The organism is Streptomyces sp. NPDC004647 (genome assembly GCF_040609575.1).
Lineage (GTDB): Bacteria > Actinomycetota > Actinomycetes > Streptomycetales > Streptomycetaceae > Streptomyces.
This window is the reverse complement of the sequence record NZ_JBEXKU010000068.1, coordinates 23330-41486: the sequence shown is the minus strand read 5'-3', so window position 1 is coordinate 41486 and position 18157 is coordinate 23330. Positions and strand designations below refer to the sequence as shown.

General features: G+C 63.5%; 15 protein-coding genes, 2 tRNA genes and 1 pseudogene. 12 read left to right on the top strand and 6 right to left on the bottom strand.

What is annotated here, in order from left to right; translation table 11 throughout:
* Nucleotides 1–157 (bottom strand): leucine zipper domain-containing protein (locus ABZW18_RS26035; RefSeq protein WP_356191652.1); only part of this gene is annotated, 157 nt, incomplete at its 3' end.
* 661 nt (nucleotides 158–818) lie between these two features.
* Between ABZW18_RS26035 and ABZW18_RS26030 the strand changes: the two genes are divergently transcribed.
* The 5 genes from ABZW18_RS26030 (at nucleotide 819) to ABZW18_RS26010 (ending at nucleotide 6967) form a co-directional block, all read left to right on the top strand.
* Nucleotides 819–1469, top strand: a complete 651-nt coding sequence (locus ABZW18_RS26030; protein WP_356191650.1) for an RNA polymerase sigma factor — start codon at nucleotides 819–821, stop codon at nucleotides 1467–1469.
* Nucleotides 1466–2536, top strand: a complete 1071-nt coding sequence (locus ABZW18_RS26025; protein WP_356191647.1) for a CU044_5270 family protein — start codon at nucleotides 1466–1468, stop codon at nucleotides 2534–2536. The genes ABZW18_RS26030 and ABZW18_RS26025 overlap by 4 nt, the downstream gene beginning before the upstream one ends.
* Before the next feature lie 594 nt (nucleotides 2537–3130).
* A complete protein-coding gene (locus ABZW18_RS26020; protein WP_356191645.1) occupies nucleotides 3131–3508 on the top strand; it encodes a DUF5958 family protein in 378 nt (125 codons plus the stop codon).
* Between the two features lie 320 nt (nucleotides 3509–3828).
* Nucleotides 3829–5286, top strand: coding sequence for an FG-GAP and VCBS repeat-containing protein (locus ABZW18_RS26015; RefSeq protein WP_356191643.1), 1458 nt, complete (start codon nucleotides 3829–3831; stop codon nucleotides 5284–5286).
* A gap of 1492 nt (nucleotides 5287–6778) precedes the next feature.
* Entirely contained in the window at nucleotides 6779–6967 is a 189-nt protein-coding gene (locus tag ABZW18_RS26010) for a hypothetical protein (RefSeq protein WP_356191640.1), read from the top strand.
* Nucleotides 6968–7115: 148 nt separating this feature from the next.
* Here the strand turns inward: ABZW18_RS26010 and ABZW18_RS26005 are convergent.
* The 3 genes from ABZW18_RS26005 to ABZW18_RS25995 all read right to left on the bottom strand — a co-directional run bounded on the left by ABZW18_RS26005 (nucleotide 7116) and on the right by ABZW18_RS25995 (nucleotide 9318).
* Nucleotides 7116–7199: transfer RNA gene (locus tag ABZW18_RS26005), tRNA-Arg, on the bottom strand.
* Between the two features lie 293 nt (nucleotides 7200–7492).
* Nucleotides 7493–8038 (bottom strand): hypothetical protein, encoded by a 546-nt coding sequence (locus ABZW18_RS26000; RefSeq protein ID WP_356191637.1) that lies wholly within the window; start codon nucleotides 8036–8038, stop codon nucleotides 7493–7495.
* A gap of 23 nt (nucleotides 8039–8061) precedes the next feature.
* Nucleotides 8062–9318 (bottom strand): HEPN-associated N-terminal domain-containing protein, encoded by a 1257-nt coding sequence (locus ABZW18_RS25995; protein ID WP_356191635.1) that lies wholly within the window; start codon nucleotides 9316–9318, stop codon nucleotides 8062–8064.
* An 891-nt stretch (nucleotides 9319–10209) separates the two neighbouring features.
* Between ABZW18_RS25995 and ABZW18_RS25990 the strand changes: the two genes are divergently transcribed.
* A complete protein-coding gene (locus tag ABZW18_RS25990; RefSeq protein ID WP_356191633.1) occupies nucleotides 10210–10773 on the top strand; it encodes a hypothetical protein in 564 nt (187 codons plus the stop codon).
* Nucleotides 10774–11123: 350 nt separating this feature from the next.
* Here the strand turns inward: ABZW18_RS25990 and ABZW18_RS25985 are convergent, their stop codons facing one another.
* Entirely contained in the window at nucleotides 11124–12575 is a 1452-nt protein-coding gene (locus ABZW18_RS25985; RefSeq protein WP_356191631.1) for a hypothetical protein, read from the bottom strand.
* A 353-nt stretch (nucleotides 12576–12928) separates the two neighbouring features.
* Between ABZW18_RS25985 and ABZW18_RS25980 the strand changes: the two genes are divergently transcribed.
* The gene (locus ABZW18_RS25980) at nucleotides 12929–13843 is read left to right on the top strand and encodes a DUF4238 domain-containing protein (protein ID WP_356191629.1); all 915 of its coding nucleotides are present in this window, start codon (nucleotides 12929–12931) and stop codon (nucleotides 13841–13843) included.
* Between the two features lie 335 nt (nucleotides 13844–14178).
* A complete protein-coding gene (locus ABZW18_RS25975) occupies nucleotides 14179–15300 on the top strand; it encodes a tyrosine-type recombinase/integrase (protein ID WP_356191626.1) in 1122 nt (373 codons plus the stop codon).
* Between the two features lie 63 nt (nucleotides 15301–15363).
* Here the strand turns inward: ABZW18_RS25975 and ABZW18_RS25970 are convergent.
* Nucleotides 15364–15437, bottom strand: a tRNA-Gly gene (locus tag ABZW18_RS25970).
* Nucleotides 15438–15754: 317 nt separating this feature from the next.
* Here ABZW18_RS25970 and ABZW18_RS25965 point away from each other — a divergent pair.
* The 4 genes and pseudogenes from ABZW18_RS25965 to ABZW18_RS25950 all read left to right on the top strand — a co-directional run bounded on the left by ABZW18_RS25965 (nucleotide 15755) and on the right by ABZW18_RS25950 (nucleotide 18156).
* The gene (locus ABZW18_RS25965) at nucleotides 15755–15955 is read left to right on the top strand and encodes a hypothetical protein (RefSeq protein ID WP_356191623.1); all 201 of its coding nucleotides are present in this window, start codon (nucleotides 15755–15757) and stop codon (nucleotides 15953–15955) included.
* Between the two features lie 88 nt (nucleotides 15956–16043).
* Complete coding sequence (gene dcd / locus ABZW18_RS25960; RefSeq protein WP_356191621.1) at nucleotides 16044–16619, top strand: dCTP deaminase; 576 nt, start codon at nucleotides 16044–16046, stop codon at nucleotides 16617–16619.
* A 16-nt stretch (nucleotides 16620–16635) separates the two neighbouring features.
* Nucleotides 16636–16827, top strand: a pseudogene (locus ABZW18_RS25955) (phosphoribosyltransferase family protein); the annotation flags it as partial.
* Between the two features lie 408 nt (nucleotides 16828–17235).
* Nucleotides 17236–18156 carry an aminoglycoside phosphotransferase family protein gene (locus ABZW18_RS25950; RefSeq protein ID WP_356191618.1) on the top strand — a complete coding sequence of 307 codons (921 nt, stop codon included), beginning with the start codon at nucleotides 17236–17238 and terminating at the stop codon, nucleotides 18154–18156.
* The last annotated feature ends 1 nt before the right edge of the window (nucleotide 18157 follow it).

The following is an 18157-nucleotide window of genomic DNA, read 5'->3' as shown; positions in this document are numbered from 1 at the left end:
GGCCGAAGGCCCGGTAGCGGTCAGCCCATCGCTGGGCTGTGGTCGGCGAGACCTGGAAGCGTTCGGCGGCCCGTCGCAGGGGCCAGCCGTCCTCGACAACGCAGCGGGCCAGACGCAGCCGTCCGGTCTCGGTCAGGGGTGCATTACGGTGGGGCACGAGGGCCTTTCGGTCGGTGTAGACGTCGCAATCCACACCGAACCCGGAAGGCCCTCACCCGTTCAAGATCCCGCAGCCGAGACCTGCCTCACCGTCCACAACCTCCCCGGACAGAACAGCTAGCCCCGCTACGGGGCTTCAGGGAACGAACTGCCGATCGGGCATACGTCGAGCCCGAATCGCCGAGACCCGCGCCCTGCTCGAAGATCCTGGCCTCGCCGAAGCCGAGGGCGTGACCGCGACGCCCGACGCCATCAGTACCGGCGACGTGTACCGAACCTGGGCGCCGTACTACGACGCCCCCGGCAACCAGATGATCGACAACGCGCCCCGTCGATGGCCTGTGGGGTCCGGCCGTTGAGGTCCCCACCGACGCCCGCTCCTCGACCGGATTGTGGCCATCACCGGCCGCCACCCTTAGCGTTCACCCACGTCACCCCCCTCATCAAGGCTCGATGAGACTGCTCAATCTTCAGCGAGACAGGACAAATACAAAGCAAAACAGCTACCACCGTGATCATGATGACGACCGTTTCGTCGTTACTCAGAGGAACCTTTCATCGGCTCGAAACGGCCGTCCCCGGGGCGACCATGGCGCACGTCACAGGAACCTCTCTGAGCCGGCGGAGAGGTATCGACTGTGAGGGACTCAGAAAACGACCTGCGCCGACGGGTCCGGGCAGGGGAGCGCGACGCATTCACCGAGTTGTACGAGCGGTGCGCCCGCACCGTCTACAACCATGCGCTGCGGCTCACCGGCGACTGGTCGACAGCGGAAGAGATCATGTCGGAGACGTTCCTGACCGCCTGGAAGGTCCGGGAACGGCTGGAGGTCGACGGCGGTTCTCTCGTTCCCTGGCTCTTGGGGATCGCCACCAACAAGGCAGAGAACGCCCGGCGCGGACTGCGCCGCCGGCTCGCCTTCCTGGCCCGCCAGCGGCAACCGGCCGTCGTCGCCGACTTCGCCCCCGAGGTGGCCGGACGCATTGACGACGCACGGCGCCTGCAGGCCGTCCAGGGTGCTCTTGTCCGGTTGCGGCGCCAGGAGCGGGAGGTCCTGTCGCTGTGCGTGTGGGCGGGCCTGGACTACCAGCAGACCGCCAACGCCCTGGGCGTTCCCGTGGGCACCGTGCGCTCGCGCCTCTCGCGTGCCCGCGCGAAACTCGCCCGGCTCGTCGACGAACAGAACGAACAGCACAAGAAGAATGAACTCAACAAAGGGAACGAAAATCAGGAACCGCCCAGGTCTCGCGGAGAGATGACTGGTGAAGCCGCGCTCGCGGCCCTGCCCGTGCGGGAGGAAACCGTATGAACCGCAATGACATCCCCCCGTCCCACCCCCGGCACTCCGACGTCGATGACCTCGCCGGGCTGCTGCCGGCCCCGGCCGAGTGGGACCTTCCGCACGAGCAGCACCTCTATCACAAGGAACTGCTGATGCAACACATCGACCGTGACCAGGCCACCCAAAGCGCCCGCCCGGCCCGGCGGTTGCTACGGCCCGCGCTCCTGCTGCCGGTGACGGCGCTGGGCCTGGGCGGCATACTCGCCGTGGGCGTCGCCTTCACCGGAGACGACGGGCGGCCTTCCACCGCTGGGTCGCAGCCACACGGTGCCAACGACATGCGGCCCGCCGCGGCACTGCTCGACCAGATCTCCGATGTCGCGCTCAAGGGGGACACCCCGTCGGTCAGGGACGACCAGTTCACCTACACCCGGGCCAAGATCCGAGAGGCGGATCTGACCAGCGGCAAGGCCGTGGTCGGGCCGCTCAAGGAGCACGAGACCTGGGCCTCGCAGCAGCAGGGCCCGCTGCACAAGCCCGGCCTCACCCGGGTCGACGGTGAAACCCTGCCCATCAACGCCGAACTCGGCGACACCAACGGCACACCGGCAGGCATCAGCAGGCCCACCTACCGCTGGCTCGCCTCCTTGCCCACCGACTCCGACGAGATGCTGACGTACCTGTACGCCAAGACGCCCAAGGTGGACGGTCAGGAACGCGACCAGGCGGTGTTCGAGCGGGTCGGCGACCTCATCGGGGGCGTGATGCCGCCCCGTACGGCCGCCGCCCTCTATCAGGCTGCGGCGAAGATCCCCGGGGTCGACGAAGCCCCCGACGCGCATGACGCCATCGGCCGTCGCGGCGTCGGCATCGCCCGCGACGACACCACCTTCGGCACCCGCACCGAATGGGTCTTCGACAAGGACGACCTCACGTTCCTCGGCTCGCGCAGCTACCTCATCAAGGACAGCCAGTACGGCAAGCACGGCACCCTGATGTCCAGCAGGGCCGAAATCGAGCACGCTGTGGTCGACAAGGCGGGCGAGGAACCTGCCGCCGCACAGGAGACGAGGCCGGGTTCGCAGAAGAGCTGATCGCCCCGAGCCATCCGTCGGCCCGCCGCGCGTCCCTGGAGCGTCATCCAGGGGCGCGCGGCGGGCGCCTTGCCGTTGGCCGTGGCTCGATCATTGCCGCCCCGCGTAGACGCGGATCTGGAAGCCGCCCCGTGGGGGCGGATGTCGCCGCGCTGACGTCGCCTGGATGTCTTGGTCGCCATGACTTCGGAACCTATTCATGGTCAATGCCATGGCCACGACGAACAGCGCGCCCGCCCCACAGGGACGAACGCGCTGGTCAGACCTGGTGTCCCCGGCGGGATTCGAACCTGCGACACCCGCTTTACCCCGGGCCGCTGGCCTGGGGCTTTTGTGTGGAGCGGGTGACGAGAATCGAACTCGCGCTCTGAGCTTGGGAATCACCGTGCTTCTACCGGCCGTTGGGGCTCTGACCAGCGTCGACGGGCACCCGGGCGAACCGCACAGCACCTCCTGGCAGCCGCTGTTGACCATGGCTTACCGACCTGTCGGGCACGGATCGGGCACGGACGTGCAGGTGGAACAAGCAAAACGGTGCTGCTCGCAGGCAGTCGTGGGCGTACCGTCGGCCTGGTCGCGTGGGGGTGGGAGGCTGTGTTGTACGCACACGAGGTGATCCCCGAACTCGCACAAGGGCTCAGATCCACGGCTGAGGGTGTCGAGTGGTTCGAGAGCCTGCCGGAGGATGACCAGCGCAAGGCCTTGCACGCGCTGGTGCTGTTCTGCGGGCAGGCCCGTGCTCGCGATGACGACGTTCCGGAGAGCATCGCGCGCTCTGGAATCCGCCCCATCCACGCCCCTGCGGTGATGCTCACCAAGTGGCGCTTCGGGATGGAAGACCTCCCGGCCTATGAACTCACCAAGTCATTTCGCCTGCTCGTCGCCCTCTTCAGCATCGCGGACACCCGCAGGCGGGCACTGCACTGCGCCAGCGGATGCGGTCACGAGTGGCACAACTTGTCGGCTCAGTAAAAGGATCCAACCTAGGGTTACTTCTTGCCCTGGGTCTGACCAGTGTTCTCTGCGACCTGCGTTTCCACAGCTCAGACCCGCCACTGTCGGGCAGCCGAGTGGCTGTCATTGGTCGTTGTTGGGCACTGTTGACCAGCCTCGCACGCCCCACAGACGGCCCAGCAGCGATCAGAGGGTTGTCAGAGGTTAGGGAAGGTCACCTGCGGTTCACGCGGTTCCTGTACTTCGCTGCTGTACTGCTGCCTCCCCTTTCCCGTACAACCCTTCAGGCTCACCAGAGGTCGTCTCTGAGTCCGCACGTATGTCCTGGAGAGGAACCCATGGCCCGGCCCCATCACAAGCGCTCCCGGCGTCCCGTCGTCTTGGGCGCCACCGTCGTCGCGGCCGTCCTGGCCGGTGGCCTGCTCATCACCCTGCCCGGCGGCGCGAGTGCCGCCGCGTCGGGCCTCGCCGACGACTTCAACGGTGACGGCTACCGCGATCTGGCGACCGGCGCCCCGGGTGCTGTCGCGGGCGGGAAGGCGAAGGCGGGCGCCGTGGTCGTCAACTACGGCTCGTCGAGCGGTATCAGTGCCGCGCGCCGTAAGACCACATCGCAGAGTTCCTCCGGCGTGCCGGGCGCCTCGGAGACCTCCGACCGCTTCGGCACCGAACTCGCGCACGGCGACCTCAACAACGACGGCTACGGCGATCTCGTCGTGGGCACACCGCTGGAGGACGTCAGCGACGATGTCGACGGCGGTTCGGTCACGATCCTGTGGGGCGGCTCGTCCGGCCTGTCAGGCGGCACGACGATCAGCGACCCGAACGCGTCGGGCCACGACCGGTTTGGCCAGTCCCTCGCGGTCGGCGACTTCACCGGTGACGGGAAGGCCGATCTGGCGGTCGGTTCCACTGGCAAGGACGTGTGGATCTTCAAGGACGGCTTCACCAAGTCCGGCGGCGCGGCCGGGAAGCTGCGCTTCGACGCGCAGATCGAGTCCGGCGCGTACCCCAAGGGCGCCGTCCAGCTGGCCGCCGGGGACTTCGACAACGACGGGGCGGATGACGTGGTGGTGGGGTCCTCCGCGGGCAACTTCGTCTACCGGGGCGCCTCGACCGGGCCCACGCTGCAGACCGAGGTGGGCACGGGGTACGCGGGCGCGCTCACCGTGGCCGACTTCGACCGCGACGGGCACGACGACCTGGTCGTCGGCTCCGACTTCGTCTCCGTCACGGACCAGACGGCGAAGGGCGGCTACGCCACCGTGTTCTACGGCGGTACGGCGGGCGTCGACACCACTCGCTGCGCCGTCTTCAGCCAGGACACCACGGGTGTGCCGGGAGCGGACGAGTCCGACGACTCGTTCGGTGGCACACTCGCCGCGGGCGACGTCAACGGCGACGGCTACCCGGACCTCGCCGTCGGCGCGAACTTCGAGACCATCGGCTCCGCGACCCACGCAGGGAACGTCTGGGTGCTGCGCGGTGGCGCTTCCGGCCTGACGGGGACCCGCGCCCAGTCCTTCAACCAGGGCACCTCGGGTGTCCCGGGCGCCAACGAGTCGTCGGACCTGTTCGGCGACGCCATCCACCTCGCCGACCACAACAAGGACGGCCGCGCCGATCTGTCGGTGGGCGCGGGCGGCGAGAACAGCGACGACGGCGCCGTATGGGTCCTGCGCGGCTCCACCGGAGGCGTTTCGACCACCGGCGCGGTGAGCTTCGGTGCGTTGTCCGTGGGCATCGGGAACTCGGGGGACGACCCCATGTTCGGGGACGCCATGTCGGGCTCATGAGCACGTAGACAGACAGCCGGCAAGGGGCGGCACCCGAGGATTCCGGCGCCGCCCCTTCCGTTGTGCTGATTTACGACTCGATCTGGTGCGCTTGTGGTGCGGCGGTCGCCTATGGACGCTCTAGATGTATGTCTAGAAAACACACAAGGCCCGGGTCGCTGACCTGGGCCTTTGTCGTGGAGCGGGTGACGAGAATCGAACTCGCGCTCTGAGCTTGGGAATCACGAGGGGCGAGGAGTCGTTCGTGCGGCCTGAGCTGCGGTGTTGGTTCTCACGCCAGGATGTTCGGCCGGATGTCGGACCCGTCGTTGACCGTGGTTTACCGACCGATCTGGCACGGATCTGGCACGTCCAGAGGGTGACCGCGGGAATCAGCAGCGCTTGCGGGGTCCGTCATGGCAGGTTGGGCCACATGAATGAGGCCATAGACCCCGCAATCCGGCGGGCATCCGCGTGAGGGACGTCTACGAGGGCTGCTCCTTCCACCCGATCCTCTGCACCAAGGGCGACCGTGGGTGCTTCGGATGAAACGGGCCCTGCTGCATGCGCGGAGTCGCACGCACGGCTCCCCTGCCGGCGCCTCCCCGGCAGCCGAGGCCAGCCTTCCAGCGGTCTTAGTAACCCCGCGGCAATAACGGAAGGACCAAAGTCAGCCAACCTTGACGTTGATGAAAAGTCAGAACGACTCGCGCGTTAACCCTTTGACCGCGCATAGGACCTCTTGGTCGGATGCTCACATGGCCTGAGAAGAGGGCCAAATAGGCGAGCCTTCAACGACCATGGGGCTCTGAACCAAGGGGGAAGATCTCTTGCGTTTCAACGTAACTTGCACCATAAAAGCAACTCTGGCCACCGCCGTCCTCGCGACGGCGCTGGCAGTCCCGTCATCTGCTTCAGCTTACGCTGAGACCACATCCGCGGGAGTCTCCGTCAGCAGCCCCGCGGGAGTCTCCGCCCGAAGCATTGGCGAAACGTGCCGGCGTCATTCGTCCAACTACATCGTCCGGGAGTATTACCGGGGGCCCGCCCGGTTTGTGCTGCGCTGCGGTACGAAGAGGTGGGGTTGGAAGCACATTCACAGGCGCCACAACTGGAACAGAACCATGGACAGGAACATAACCCACGCAATCGGAAGTGGCGTTCGCAACGGTCGTGGTGGCTACTCCACCTGGGCCACCTCGTGCCCGAGGCGCGAGGTGTTCCGCACCATCCTCGGCACCCCGGCCGGACCCAACGACGTCCTTACTGCGTACCGGGTCAACACGCTTGCCGGCAGGTGCTAGCGATCATGTAATGATCGTTCCCCCAAGATGAGGCGAAAGGGAGATGGGTGTACATGGTGGCGCGGACTCCGGCTGAGCAGGCTCTGGCTCGCTCATACACCACTGGTGACGGTCAGGTTCGATTCGACGTCTCTGACCTGTCGGCCGAACATCATCCCAACCGAAACGTCACGTTGACGTACCGTCTCACTGTGGGCCGGAAGGGACACATGGACGAGCGCTGGGAATTCACTCTGCTGTGGGATGACAAGTCCTGCGTGGATGTGCTCGCTTCCGCCGCTCCCGATCCGGAACGACTCAAGCTACTCGTACACATGGTCCGTGCCCATATTGAAGAGTGGTGGGACACCAAGGGGTACAACCGGCAATCGGCGAAAATGGGGCGGCGACTTCCCTGATTCGCCGCCAGTTTCATACCGGGCCCCGCTCCCATTCGGTGGGATGCGGGGTCCGGTGGCTGAGCCCCAACTCTGCACGGGCTCGTTCATCCTGTTTCGCGGTCTTCCACAAGGCAGGCTCCCACTGGAGTCATCCAGCGGGACGGAAGGCGGGATTCGAACCTGCGCACACGGCTCCGGAGGCCGTTGTGCATCGCGGCGTTCTTCCTGATCAGGGAGCTGCAACTGCCCTGTTGCATGTGCCCCGTACACAAATGGTCCATGGCCTGGAGGTATCGCGGTGGACAGGCAAGGCCTTGTCCAGCGCGGTACCAGTGTCAGTGCCGTTGCATAGGCTCTCGGCACCAGACGAGACCAGGGGTGGGCTGTGAGGATCAGGGACCTGACCAATGCCGTAGCGGTGGTGACGAGGAACCCCCCATACGCCGGCGGCCGAGGCCCCGAGCTTGATGGCGTCCGCAGTGCCAATGTCGTGCCAGGTCAATATTATTTCCCTTCACGCTTCGATCCAGGCGCTGACGCCTTCTACGGATCTATCCCAAGATCGCGTCGCATGCTGGCGCGCATCTCACCTAAGAGATCCCAAGATTTTACGCGTCGAGCTTCAGCCTCCTCCAATATTTCGTTTGAGGTGGCAGCGCCAAGGTCAACCTCTTTTAGTATTCCGTAGAACTGTCCGAGATTTCCGTTGACAGCACCGGCCGTTTCCAGCACGGTGCCAGGTAGCATCATTTGAGCTTCAGCGTGACGCGCCCTGTGATCTCGCCGCATTACGTCGACATCGGTACGTATCTCATCAGTTATGGCACCAGCACGAATGGCGACAAGATAGTTAGTCAGCGCCGTCTGATATAAACGGGCGGCGATGTTGAGCGCGACGTAGCAGGCACGTCGGCTCTCGATAGCTGCTTGCTCGGCTTGGTACGCCCGCTCTTCTCGGCACTGCTGGTCGGCCCGTTCAAGTTCTCGTATTTTGGTGTTGTTGGCACTGCGTTGGGTGAGGAGTGCCGAAGCGAGCGTGCCCGTGATACCCAAGATGGCAATGACTAGAGCGCTTGTGGACGAACTCATATTTCCCCCCGAAAATCATCCACCTACTCGAACGGGTTGTCGTTGGCAGGTGGCAACGGCTCGTACTCTCGCTTAATCTTGAACGTGGTCATCGACGCAGCGTCCATCTTCAAATGGAGCTTGTCATCTGCGAAGCGCTCGATCTGGTCATCCCGGTCGATGCATCGCTTGTTGGGTACGTCGAGCACGACGCAGGTCTTGCCTGTCACGGCAGAGGTGTACATCAGCCCGTCCACGCTGCCTTCCTCCCGTTCGTGCACTTTCAGGAGGTACTCCACCAAGATTTGTGTGGGCACGTAGTCGATCTGTTCGTAGCTCTCCCGGATCGGTTTAGTCAGATCCTTCACAAAGTTTTTGAGGAACAAGATTCGATGTCGCTCTGTAAACCGATCGACATCGAATTCCGAGGGAATCGGGGGGAGCTTGCTGCCAGTCAGGTCGACTACAGTGAAACGCTGTGTTCCCTGGAAGGCGGCAACGCTGACGTGGGTGTCGGAGGTTCGCACGAGGCTCTCCCTCACCGCAGTGTCTTTGTCTGCGGCACCGTAGAACATAGGGATGCCAGCAGGACTCATGCGGTTCGCTTGCTTCGCGTGTTCTCGCCCGGCTGTCCCCAGATCCTTCGCTCCCCAAGAAACTTCAGCGTCCGTATGTGTACGGGCTCGCCAGAAAGTTTCGCCTACCTCATGGGTGTGGTACAGGCTGTGCTTATCTGCGTACTCGCTCAGGGCTTGCATAACCTTGGCTGGATGAACACCGTCCGCGTCGTAACCCTGGTCTTGCCAGTCCTTGCGTAGCCAGAATACGTATCGAGATTCGTACATTACGGCTTCGCGGAACCGCTCCCAGCCAGCGCCGAGTGCTTCACTTGGCGAGTAATACCAGTAATCATTGTCGGTCCATGTTCTCTCAATGATGGAGTCGCACACGGCCTCTAGGAGTTCTGGGCCAACGAAGATATGCCCGTATTCCCAGGTGACTAGGTCCGATGTGTCGAAGGTATTGCCTAGGTACTCGCCTGTTTCTGAGTCGTAGCGGTGTTCGTTATCTGCATCTTCGTATCGGAGTGTGACTCCACGCATGAATGCTTCAATAAGGATGTCTAGTTCGGCAGCGGGGCTTTCATCACAGAAGCTACATGTCTTCTCAGGCGAGGATGCCTCTTTTACCTTGCTCGCAAGGAAGGGCTCATCAACGCACTGCTCGCACACCCTCTTGTCTCCACTTGAGTACCAACCTCGGTCATGGGCTTCCATCCAGTCCTGCTTGGCACGTCCCATGCACTCCCCCAAGAGTCTGAGGTTCGTCTGCTACTTCGTGGTGGTGTCTTCGGCCTCAGGGGCGGAGAGCACGGACGCCACTAAGCAGTGTGAGGTGATGCACTTTACCTGGGGCGCTGGCATCGAGAGTATGAATGTTCAAGATTCCGGTAGCTGACACTCGCCTGCGGCGCTATCACCTTTGCTCGGGAGCACTTGGTGTAGGGGGCTGGAGTTCCGGGGCAGGTCAGTGCTGGTCGTCGGCAGAGCGGTCCGCTTCCATGCCCGCGCCCGCGGGGCCGCGTCCGGCGTGACTCCGCCTTCCAGCCCACCGGCTTCACCGTCTTGCCATGAACGGAGCGGGGAAGCGCCGCTTCAAGGAGTGAGGCGGGGCGAGTTGGGGCCTGAGCTGCGGCATCCAGATTTCGACGGATCCAGGCGGTGTGCGCTGCCGGCATCCGCAGATCCCCGTGACTTCCCGCCCGATCTGGCGCGGTTGTGGCACGGCCGATCCCCTCGATGCGAACTACCGGCGGGGCGGCCGGTGAGGTCTGCTCGGCTGGTCGTCAGTGGTCCTGCGATTAATGCCAGTCGGCCGGGGTCGCCGTGGTTGCTGTACTTCGCTGCTGTACAGAACAGCGAGCTGACCACTGCTTTAGGAGTTCGGTCGAGGGGGCGGACAGACAGACCGATGCTGCGGAGGGACGGTTGTTGAAGGCCGTCTGGGGCTGCCGTTGCGCGGTTGTTGATGTCAGTGATGGATGTCAACCCGAGTGTTCCACCGCCACCTGCATGAACGGTCGCCCTGAAGGCCAGTGTGTCTACCCATCGGTAGTTGGACATCTTCCTCTCAGTAACGGTGGAGCTGCTTGCCGGGTAAGCGAGCAGATTAATTCATATGAGGTGTCAAATTTGGATAGCACAATCACGGTGGCGGTCATTGCGGGATCCGTCTCGGCGGTCGGTTGGCTAGTGAATCACGCTTTATCTGGACGGGCAGAGCGAAAGAGAGCAAGGCATCAAGCGGCATTGACTCATGTTGAGCGTCAATTGGAAGAATTGTATGGACCGCTGCTTTTTCTGATGCATGAGGGCGAATCCTCCTTTAGCGACTTCACACAGACGGTCGGCGGTCATGCCGTCTTCGTGAACGAACAGATCGAACCTGACAACCTGCAACCATGGCTATTTTGGGTCGATAACGACTTCATGCCCCGGAACCGTGCCATCCAGACTCTCTTGTCCACAAAGGCTCACCTAATTGACGCATCGCGAATGCCTGCATCCTATTTGCAATTTTTGGATCACCATAACTCTTGGCATGTCAGCCATCTTCGCTGGAAGGAAGATGGGGTGCCTTACCGATGGCATTCCAGAACGGGTTGGCCGCGAGATTTCCAAAGCGATGTAATTGCAACGTACGAGCGATTGAAGCGGTACCAGAAGGAGATTTCCGGAATTCTTACCGCCCCTTGAACACGCTCAGCACTCGCTATGCCACGGTACGACCCGCAGTCGAGCGACCGCCGGCACCTTCGTCGCGGTTGGTATGAACCACCTGTCGTGGCGGGATGTGAACCCAGGACCTCTTCGTCCCGAAGCAACTCGGGCGGGCGCTCGACCTTGGGCCGGGTGCCGCTCATCTGCTTTGACGGTGCGAAGGAGTGCGCGGTGGTCCGCCGGTGTGCGTCGGCGTTGTCACGCAGTTTGACACTCATCCGGGATGCGCTCGCACAGCCGCCAGGTGGACCGTGAACGCCGGACGCCCTAGCGTGCGCCGCCGTTGATGTCAGCCGCTGCCCGCCGATTCTGGGACGCTCAGCCCGTTACACCACACGGATCCGCAGACCGGTTCCGTCGCTTCCGACCGAGACGGCCTGGTGCCGGGGGCCGTTCGTACCTGCTCCGGTGGCAACTGACGCCCACGAACCGCGAAGTTGGTGAGCTCTCCGCACGTAGGCGCTGACTCTCCCTTCGCGAAGACTTTCGTACATCCCCTTTTCGACCCCTTTGAAGATTTCGAGAGATGCGCCGTTGGGGAGCGGCATGGAATACTTGACGCCAACGAACCGGTGTGAATCAATGTTGGACTCGGAACTAACTGTAAACGTCTGCCAATCCGGGGCTGGGTCGTCTAAGGGCAAGCGCTGAAGGTCTGCGGTTCTTGGTGAGGCGAATTGCGATGCAGAAGTGTTGTCGCCCGCGAACCGTAGAACAGAGTGAGCCGCATTTCTTGCCAGGATGCGGAATAGCCATTTCTTGCCATCCTCAGGTACCTGGAAGATGACAGGAAGTTCACCCACGCTTGCCTCGTACTCGGTGTGCGCGGCCTCTAATTCTGCTTCACTGGGCTGAAATTCTCCGGCTCCAAGAAACTCGCGCTGCCGTGCATAGAACTGTTCGAAGGTGGGCTTGCCCGACCTCCACTGCCGGGGACCAGGATCCTCGGATAGCAATGCATCGAACTCTTCAGATTCCCCGTCCCATAGGTCGTCATCTCCAGGCGGGTCGAGTACGTCGATGGAGACGCCTGTCGTGGACAGACGAGAGGCAACCATGAGGCTCGGCAAGGTTCGAGCCCCTACCTCAATTGAACCTACTTGAAGAGAAGCTGTGGCCAACTGCCGCTTCGAATGGTACGCACTCCCGTGAGTGCCCTTGCACTCCAATACGTACACCTTGCACCCTGAGTTTCCGCCTTCGGCACGGCGGCCGACCAAGAAATAATCTGGGCGCATTGTTGCCCTGTTCTTCTGCCGGACTAGGCCTACTCCTTCAACGAAGCCGGTTGCGAGTGCCACATCCACATCAACGCTCGAAAACAGCCACCCGGGGTATTTCCGTTCAAGGATTCGCTTGGCTACCACCAGGGCTAAGCCAATGCCGAGCTGTTCCGACTGTGCCACTTTGTGGTGGTGCACTATATCGGAGCCCGCCTGAGTCAGGGCCAAGACCTGTTTTCTATTGCTCCTGAGAGTGGCGCAGTATCGTACATGCGCCCAGTGGCGTGCTATGTCGGCGAAAGGCGAAGCCGTAACGAATGTGGTGGCCAACCCTAATTCGCGCAGCACCTCTGCCGGGCTGGATTCGATCCCGGCAAATAAGTTGGACGGAATTGCATACACCGGCTTCCGGTAGAGGTAGGAAGCACCGCGTTTCGGAGCAACGCGCTCCCGGGCTTCCTTTTCGACCTCTTCTGCCAGTTCCGGCTTCGAGCTGACAATAAGCTTGGAAGGCGTCCCCAGCTCGCGCACTAAGGCACTGAAGTCAAGATGCACGTTTCCCCCCAACGGCACAGCACTGCTTGAGCAGATCGACCGTAGATGCGGATGCAGGCAGGCACAAGAGCGCCTGTCGCGATGCAAGTGCACGGGCGGGAGTGCTGGAGCCAGGGGCTCCCGTGGTGGCGTGTTCCAGCCGCGCGGCCACGGGCCGGCCGTCTCGCGGACGGGTGATGGCTCCTGCACAGCCACAACTGATCGTCGGCGGCCGTGACGTGCACGCGAGCTGTTCCTCTCTTCGCGATCTGCGATCGGGACGGACGTGTTCGATCCGGAATCACACCCTTGATCACTTTCTTGAAGCCAGTAGATACTGTGCCCAGCTTGATGATCGTTGGCACTATTAGTCCATGAGTGAGGTTCAGCGGGTGTCGCGGCAGCACCTCGTTTCTCAGGTGCTACTCAAACGGTTCGCAATGCCCGGAGCTAGGAGCAGTGGTTGGCAGCTCGTTCCGTTTGATCTTGACTACCCGGAGCGCCACCACAAGCTGAAGAGTCCCCGTGCGTGCGGCTGGGTTGAAGACTTCGTGTCGTTCGATTCGGCCTCCGCTGAGGACCTGTGGCGGCAGATCGAGCAGCGGGTACCGGAAGCGTTCGCTGCCGTTGATGCAGGAACTCCTTTCGAGGATCCCCAGCACGCTGGTATTCTGCGGGACCTCGCCACACTGCACCTCGTTCGCTCTCACCGTTACCGTTACGTTTACCGCAATTCTTTCGTGAAGGCTCGTGACGACGTGCGGAGCGGGCTACTGCGGAACTACGCGGAACAGCTACGCACAGAGGCTCTGCGTGAGACCGGGCTTCACCTGGCAGGGTCGCAGGTATTGGGAGTGTTCGCTGATCGGATGATCGAGAGCTCTGTCCCCGCTCAGGAGCACGCCAGCGGAAAGCTGTTTCGGGTTAGCATCGAAGAAATGTTCCAGAAGATCCGGGCCAAGGCGGACAGTTGGCAGCTAGAGATCATCACGCCTCAGGAGGGTCAATTCCTCATTAGTGACACTCCCGCGATTACTCTGCGGAGGGATGAGAAGGGCACTGAGTATGGTATGGCCTTCGGGGATGCGCACACGGTTGTGTTGCCACTTGACCCGCACCACCTGCTAGCCCTTGGTCCGCAGAATCGGAGTCTTCAGGTTCCCAAGGCCCTGGTGGACGAGCTGAATGCTGTGCAGGTTCTTGCCGCAAATCGGTACGTCTATTTGCACCCGCGTAGCGGGTTGGAGTCCTTTGTCAAGGCTGGTGCGGAAAGCCGCTCCGGACGATGAAGGGATTCGGAAGCAGGGGGAATCGGCTCATCACGTGGGCAGTTTAGGTCGGCGGAGCGGCTTTGGGCTGGAGCTGCTTTGGCGCGAGTGATTATGGCCCCGTAAGCTTCCGGCGCGTCGGGCAGTCTGTGGACCTGCCCGGTAAAGCACGACGTTGGGGCCGTGATCTTCGAGGCTCGCGCCAAAGTGGCTGCCTAAAGCCGTGGAGCCGACCGCCCCAGCCACAGAGGGTGTTTCCCACTTCATGCCCGCAGCCACCAGCGCGCCGCCGGGCGCGGCCAGCCGGGGCGAAGACAGGAGGCAGGCCGCGCCGCAAGGCGGCGCGCGCCCGCGCCGTGCGCTGGACTGCTTCCTACATCGACCCTGCCGGACAACGGCGGAGGGCGCCCGGAGCTTTCGACACCAGGGCCGAGGCAGAGGTTTGGCTGTCGCAGGTTGAAGCGGACATTAGCCGTCGAGACTGGCGTGATCCGGATGGGGGTGCGGTCAACTTCAAGGAGTACGCCCTGAAGTGGGTTCCCGAACGTGGCGTCGCTCCGACTACGGATGAGCTGTACCGGCGCCTACTTCGGTTGCACATCTTGCCCACCTTCGAGCGGTACGACCTGGATCAGATCACCCCGCCCAAGGTCCGTGAGTGGCGAGCCGCACGGCTCGCGGCCACGGGTGCCGCCACGACCGTGGCCAAGTCGTACCGGCTGCTGAAAGCCATCATGGAGACAGCGACCGACGATGAACTGATCCGCAGGAACCCGTGCCGGATCAGAGGTGCAGGCAAGGAATCCTCAGCTGAACGGGAAATTGCCACAGTTGGGCAGGTCGACGCGCTTGCGGACGCGGTCGGTCCGCGCTGGCGGCTGATGGTCTACCTCGGCGCGTACGGACCGATGCGGCCGGAGGAGCAGGCAGAGCTCCGCCGGAAGGATGTGGACCTGGACGCCATGACAGTGCAGGTCCGGCGGGCTGCGCCAGAGCTCAACACCGGTGAGCGGGTCGTGGGAGACACGAAGTCCGAGGCAGGCAAGCGGTACGTAGTTCTGCCTGCCTTCCTGCACAAGGATCTGCGGCGCCATCTCGACTGGTACGCGGAAAAGGGGAAAGGGCCGGATGGTCTCTTATTCGTGGGGGAGAAAGGCGCCCCCTTTCGCCGGTCATCCTTCGGGCGGAAGTGGCGGAAGGCTCGGGCCAAGGTCGGCATGCCGGACGGTTTCCGGTTCTACGACCTTCGTCACACCGGACACACCCTGTCCACGAGGTCCGGCGCCACGCTCAAGGACACGATGGTGCGTGCTGGCCTGTCCTCCGAGAAGGCGGCGCTCATCTACCAACACTCGGACCGTGAGCGTCAGAAGGAGGTCGCGCGCGGGCTGGACAAGATGGTCCGAGCCGCCCGGAAGAAGCCCTCTGACCGGCCCGAAGAGGGGGCAGGTGGTGCGCAGGTGGTGCGCGACGCCTGAATCGGTCTAGACAACACAATGGCCCAGGTCGGGGATCATGTCCCTGGCCTGGGCCTTTTTCCTTGGAGCGGGTGACGAGAATCGAACTCGCGCTCTGAGCTTGGGAAGCTCATGTTCTACCATTAAACTACACCCGCGCGGAGGGCCCATTGCGGGGCTCTCACCGTCGCACACTGTACCCCATCGTTGGCCCCCGGTGTTATTCGCCGTGGGGCCTTCGTGCTGCTCGGCGTGGTGCTGGGGTGCTGCTCGGAGTGGCGTTCGGGCCGGTGCTCGGGTCAATGCCCGCGCACGTCCTCGGGTCGGTGGTCGGGCGGTGCCCGGCGAAGGGGATGCGGGTGTGGGGGCGGGGAGTTGGGGCGTACGGTGGTGGTGCGGAGCGGCGCGTGGAGTGGGGACCGAGTCATCCCCTAATGTGGCATTTGTTCGTGCACGCTCTTGGGGAAGGGACTCGATGGAGCACACTGTCGTTCGTTGTGCCGAAGGGCACCTGTTCAGCACCGCGACGTTCCCGCTGCAGAACCTCGGCACCGACCGCCTCGGACCCGGACGGCTCCTGCGCTGTCCCCGGTGCGCCCGGTTGCGGCACGCCGTTCCGGTGCCGGTCCCGGTCCCGGGGCCGGCACCGACGCAGATCGCGGCGCAGAAGCGTTAGCAACGTCAGCCCCGGCGGAAAGCAGCCTGCGGCGCGCGGGCCCGGCCCGATTGGGCCGGGCCCGCGCGGGCCGCGTACCCTTCGCTCCGTGCTTCTCTCTGACAAGGACATCCGGACCGAGATCGACGCCGGTCGGGTGCGGATCGATCCGTACGACCCCACCATGGTGCAGCCGTCGAGCATCGACGTGCGGCTGGACCGCTACTTCCGGGTGTTCGAGAACCACCGGTACCCCCACATCGATCCCGCGGTCGAGCAGAGCGATCTCACGCGGCTCGTGGAACCGGACGGCGACGAGGCGTTCATTCTTCACCCCGGCGAGTTCGTGCTCGCCTCGACGTACGAGGTCGTCAGCCTCCCCGACGACCTTGCCTCGCGGCTGGAGGGGAAGAGCTCCCTGGGCAGGCTCGGCCTGCTGACACACTCGACCGCCGGTTTCATCGACCCCGGGTTCTCCGGGCACGTCACGCTCGAGCTGTCGAACGTCGCCACGCTGCCGATCAAGCTCTGGCCGGGGATGAAGATCGGCCAGCTGTGCCTGTTCCGGCTGAGCTCGCCCGCCGAGCACCCGTACGGCTCCGCTCGCTACGGCTCCCGCTATCAGGGCCAGCGCGGACCGACGCCCTCCCGCTCCTTCATGAATTTCCATCGCACGCAGGTCTGAGACGCTGGAGACGACAGTGAGTGGCGAGCGCGAGAATCTGACCTATCCGCTCTTCGGGCAGGCCGTGCGCGAGCTGGCGCAGAGCGTCGCCGACGACGGCTACGAGCCGGACATCATCCTCTCCATAGCCCGCGGCGGACTCTTCGTCGCAGGCGGCTTGGGATACGCCCTGGACGTGAAGAACCTGCACGTCATGAACGTGGAGTACATTTCGCTGGCCGCTTAGCAGATCATTTCTGAGCTTGGCAAACAAGCAGGTGGGCGCCACTCGATGCCTTTGTGATCTTGCCGTTCGTTGTCGTTGTTTGCCAGTGATCATGGTCCTTGTGCTGAGTGGGTGCTGAGCTCTGGCGAGGGGAGCTGACTGCTGCGGGCGGACAGCAGGCAACCTTCAGCTACGTGCCGTTGACTCACTGCCCCTGGCAGCCAAGCACGAAGCGAAGGGGCCTGGCTGATGCTGGGCCCCTCGGCACCGGTGGGTCAGCTGGCTCGTGGCCACGTCCCGGCCTCGTCGGCGACCTCTTCCATGGGTACCGTCTGTGTGACTGCTGCGCGCCGCTAACTGCCTAAGTAGCGCGCGGCTGCTGTTTCGCGTACTAGGGGAGTTGGTACCGGCATGCCGTCTGACAGGGGTCGGGCAGCGGAAGAGGGGTTCACGTCGGCCAGGGCTGAGCGGCTGATGTCGGCGGCGTGCCGAGCCGCCGGGTTCGCCAGCGATGGGGCGACTCTGATCCGCTTGGGGGAGAACGCGCTGTTCCGTCTGGAAGCGCATCCGGTGATCGTCCGCATTGCCAGATCACCGGAGTACCTGCCATCGGTCCGGGGCGAGGTGGATGTCTCGCGGTGGCTGGCGCATGAGGGGTTCCCGGCGGCCCGCGTTCTGGACGACTTGGAACAGCCCATGATCGTGGATGGCCATCCGGTGACCTTCTGGCACCTGATCGACGAAGGTGATCGACAGGCGACGTATGAAGAACTGGGGACGGTTCTGCGAGCCCTCCACTCCTTGACCCTCCCAGCTGGGCTGGGCCTGCCTCCCTACTCCGTCTTCGGTCGAAGCGATCTGCGCATCGACAAGGCGGACGGGATACCGGAGGACGATCGGGAGTTTCTCCGGAAGCGTGGGCGTGAGCTTCGTGACCGGCTGGGGGAACTGCGCTTCGATTCCACGAAGGGCCCTGTCCATGGAGATGCCCATGTGCAGAACCTCATGATTGACCAGCGTGGTCAGGTGGTCTTGATCGACTTCGAGAACTTCTGTTTCGATCATCCGGAGTGGGACCTCATGGTCACCGCTACGGAGCATGACAGCCTGGGTTGGCAGACGACGGAGCAGTACGCGGAATTCGTAGGTGCATACGGTCGCGATCTGCGGGACTGGCCTGGCTTCGCCACACTGCGAGCGATCCAGGAGTTCAAGATGACCACATGGCTGATGCAGAACATTGCCGAGAGCCCCGAAGTTGCCCAGGAGTACGCCCGGCGTATCGCCTCGTTGCGCGACGATGACGCGCCACGCAACTGGAGCCCGGGCTGAT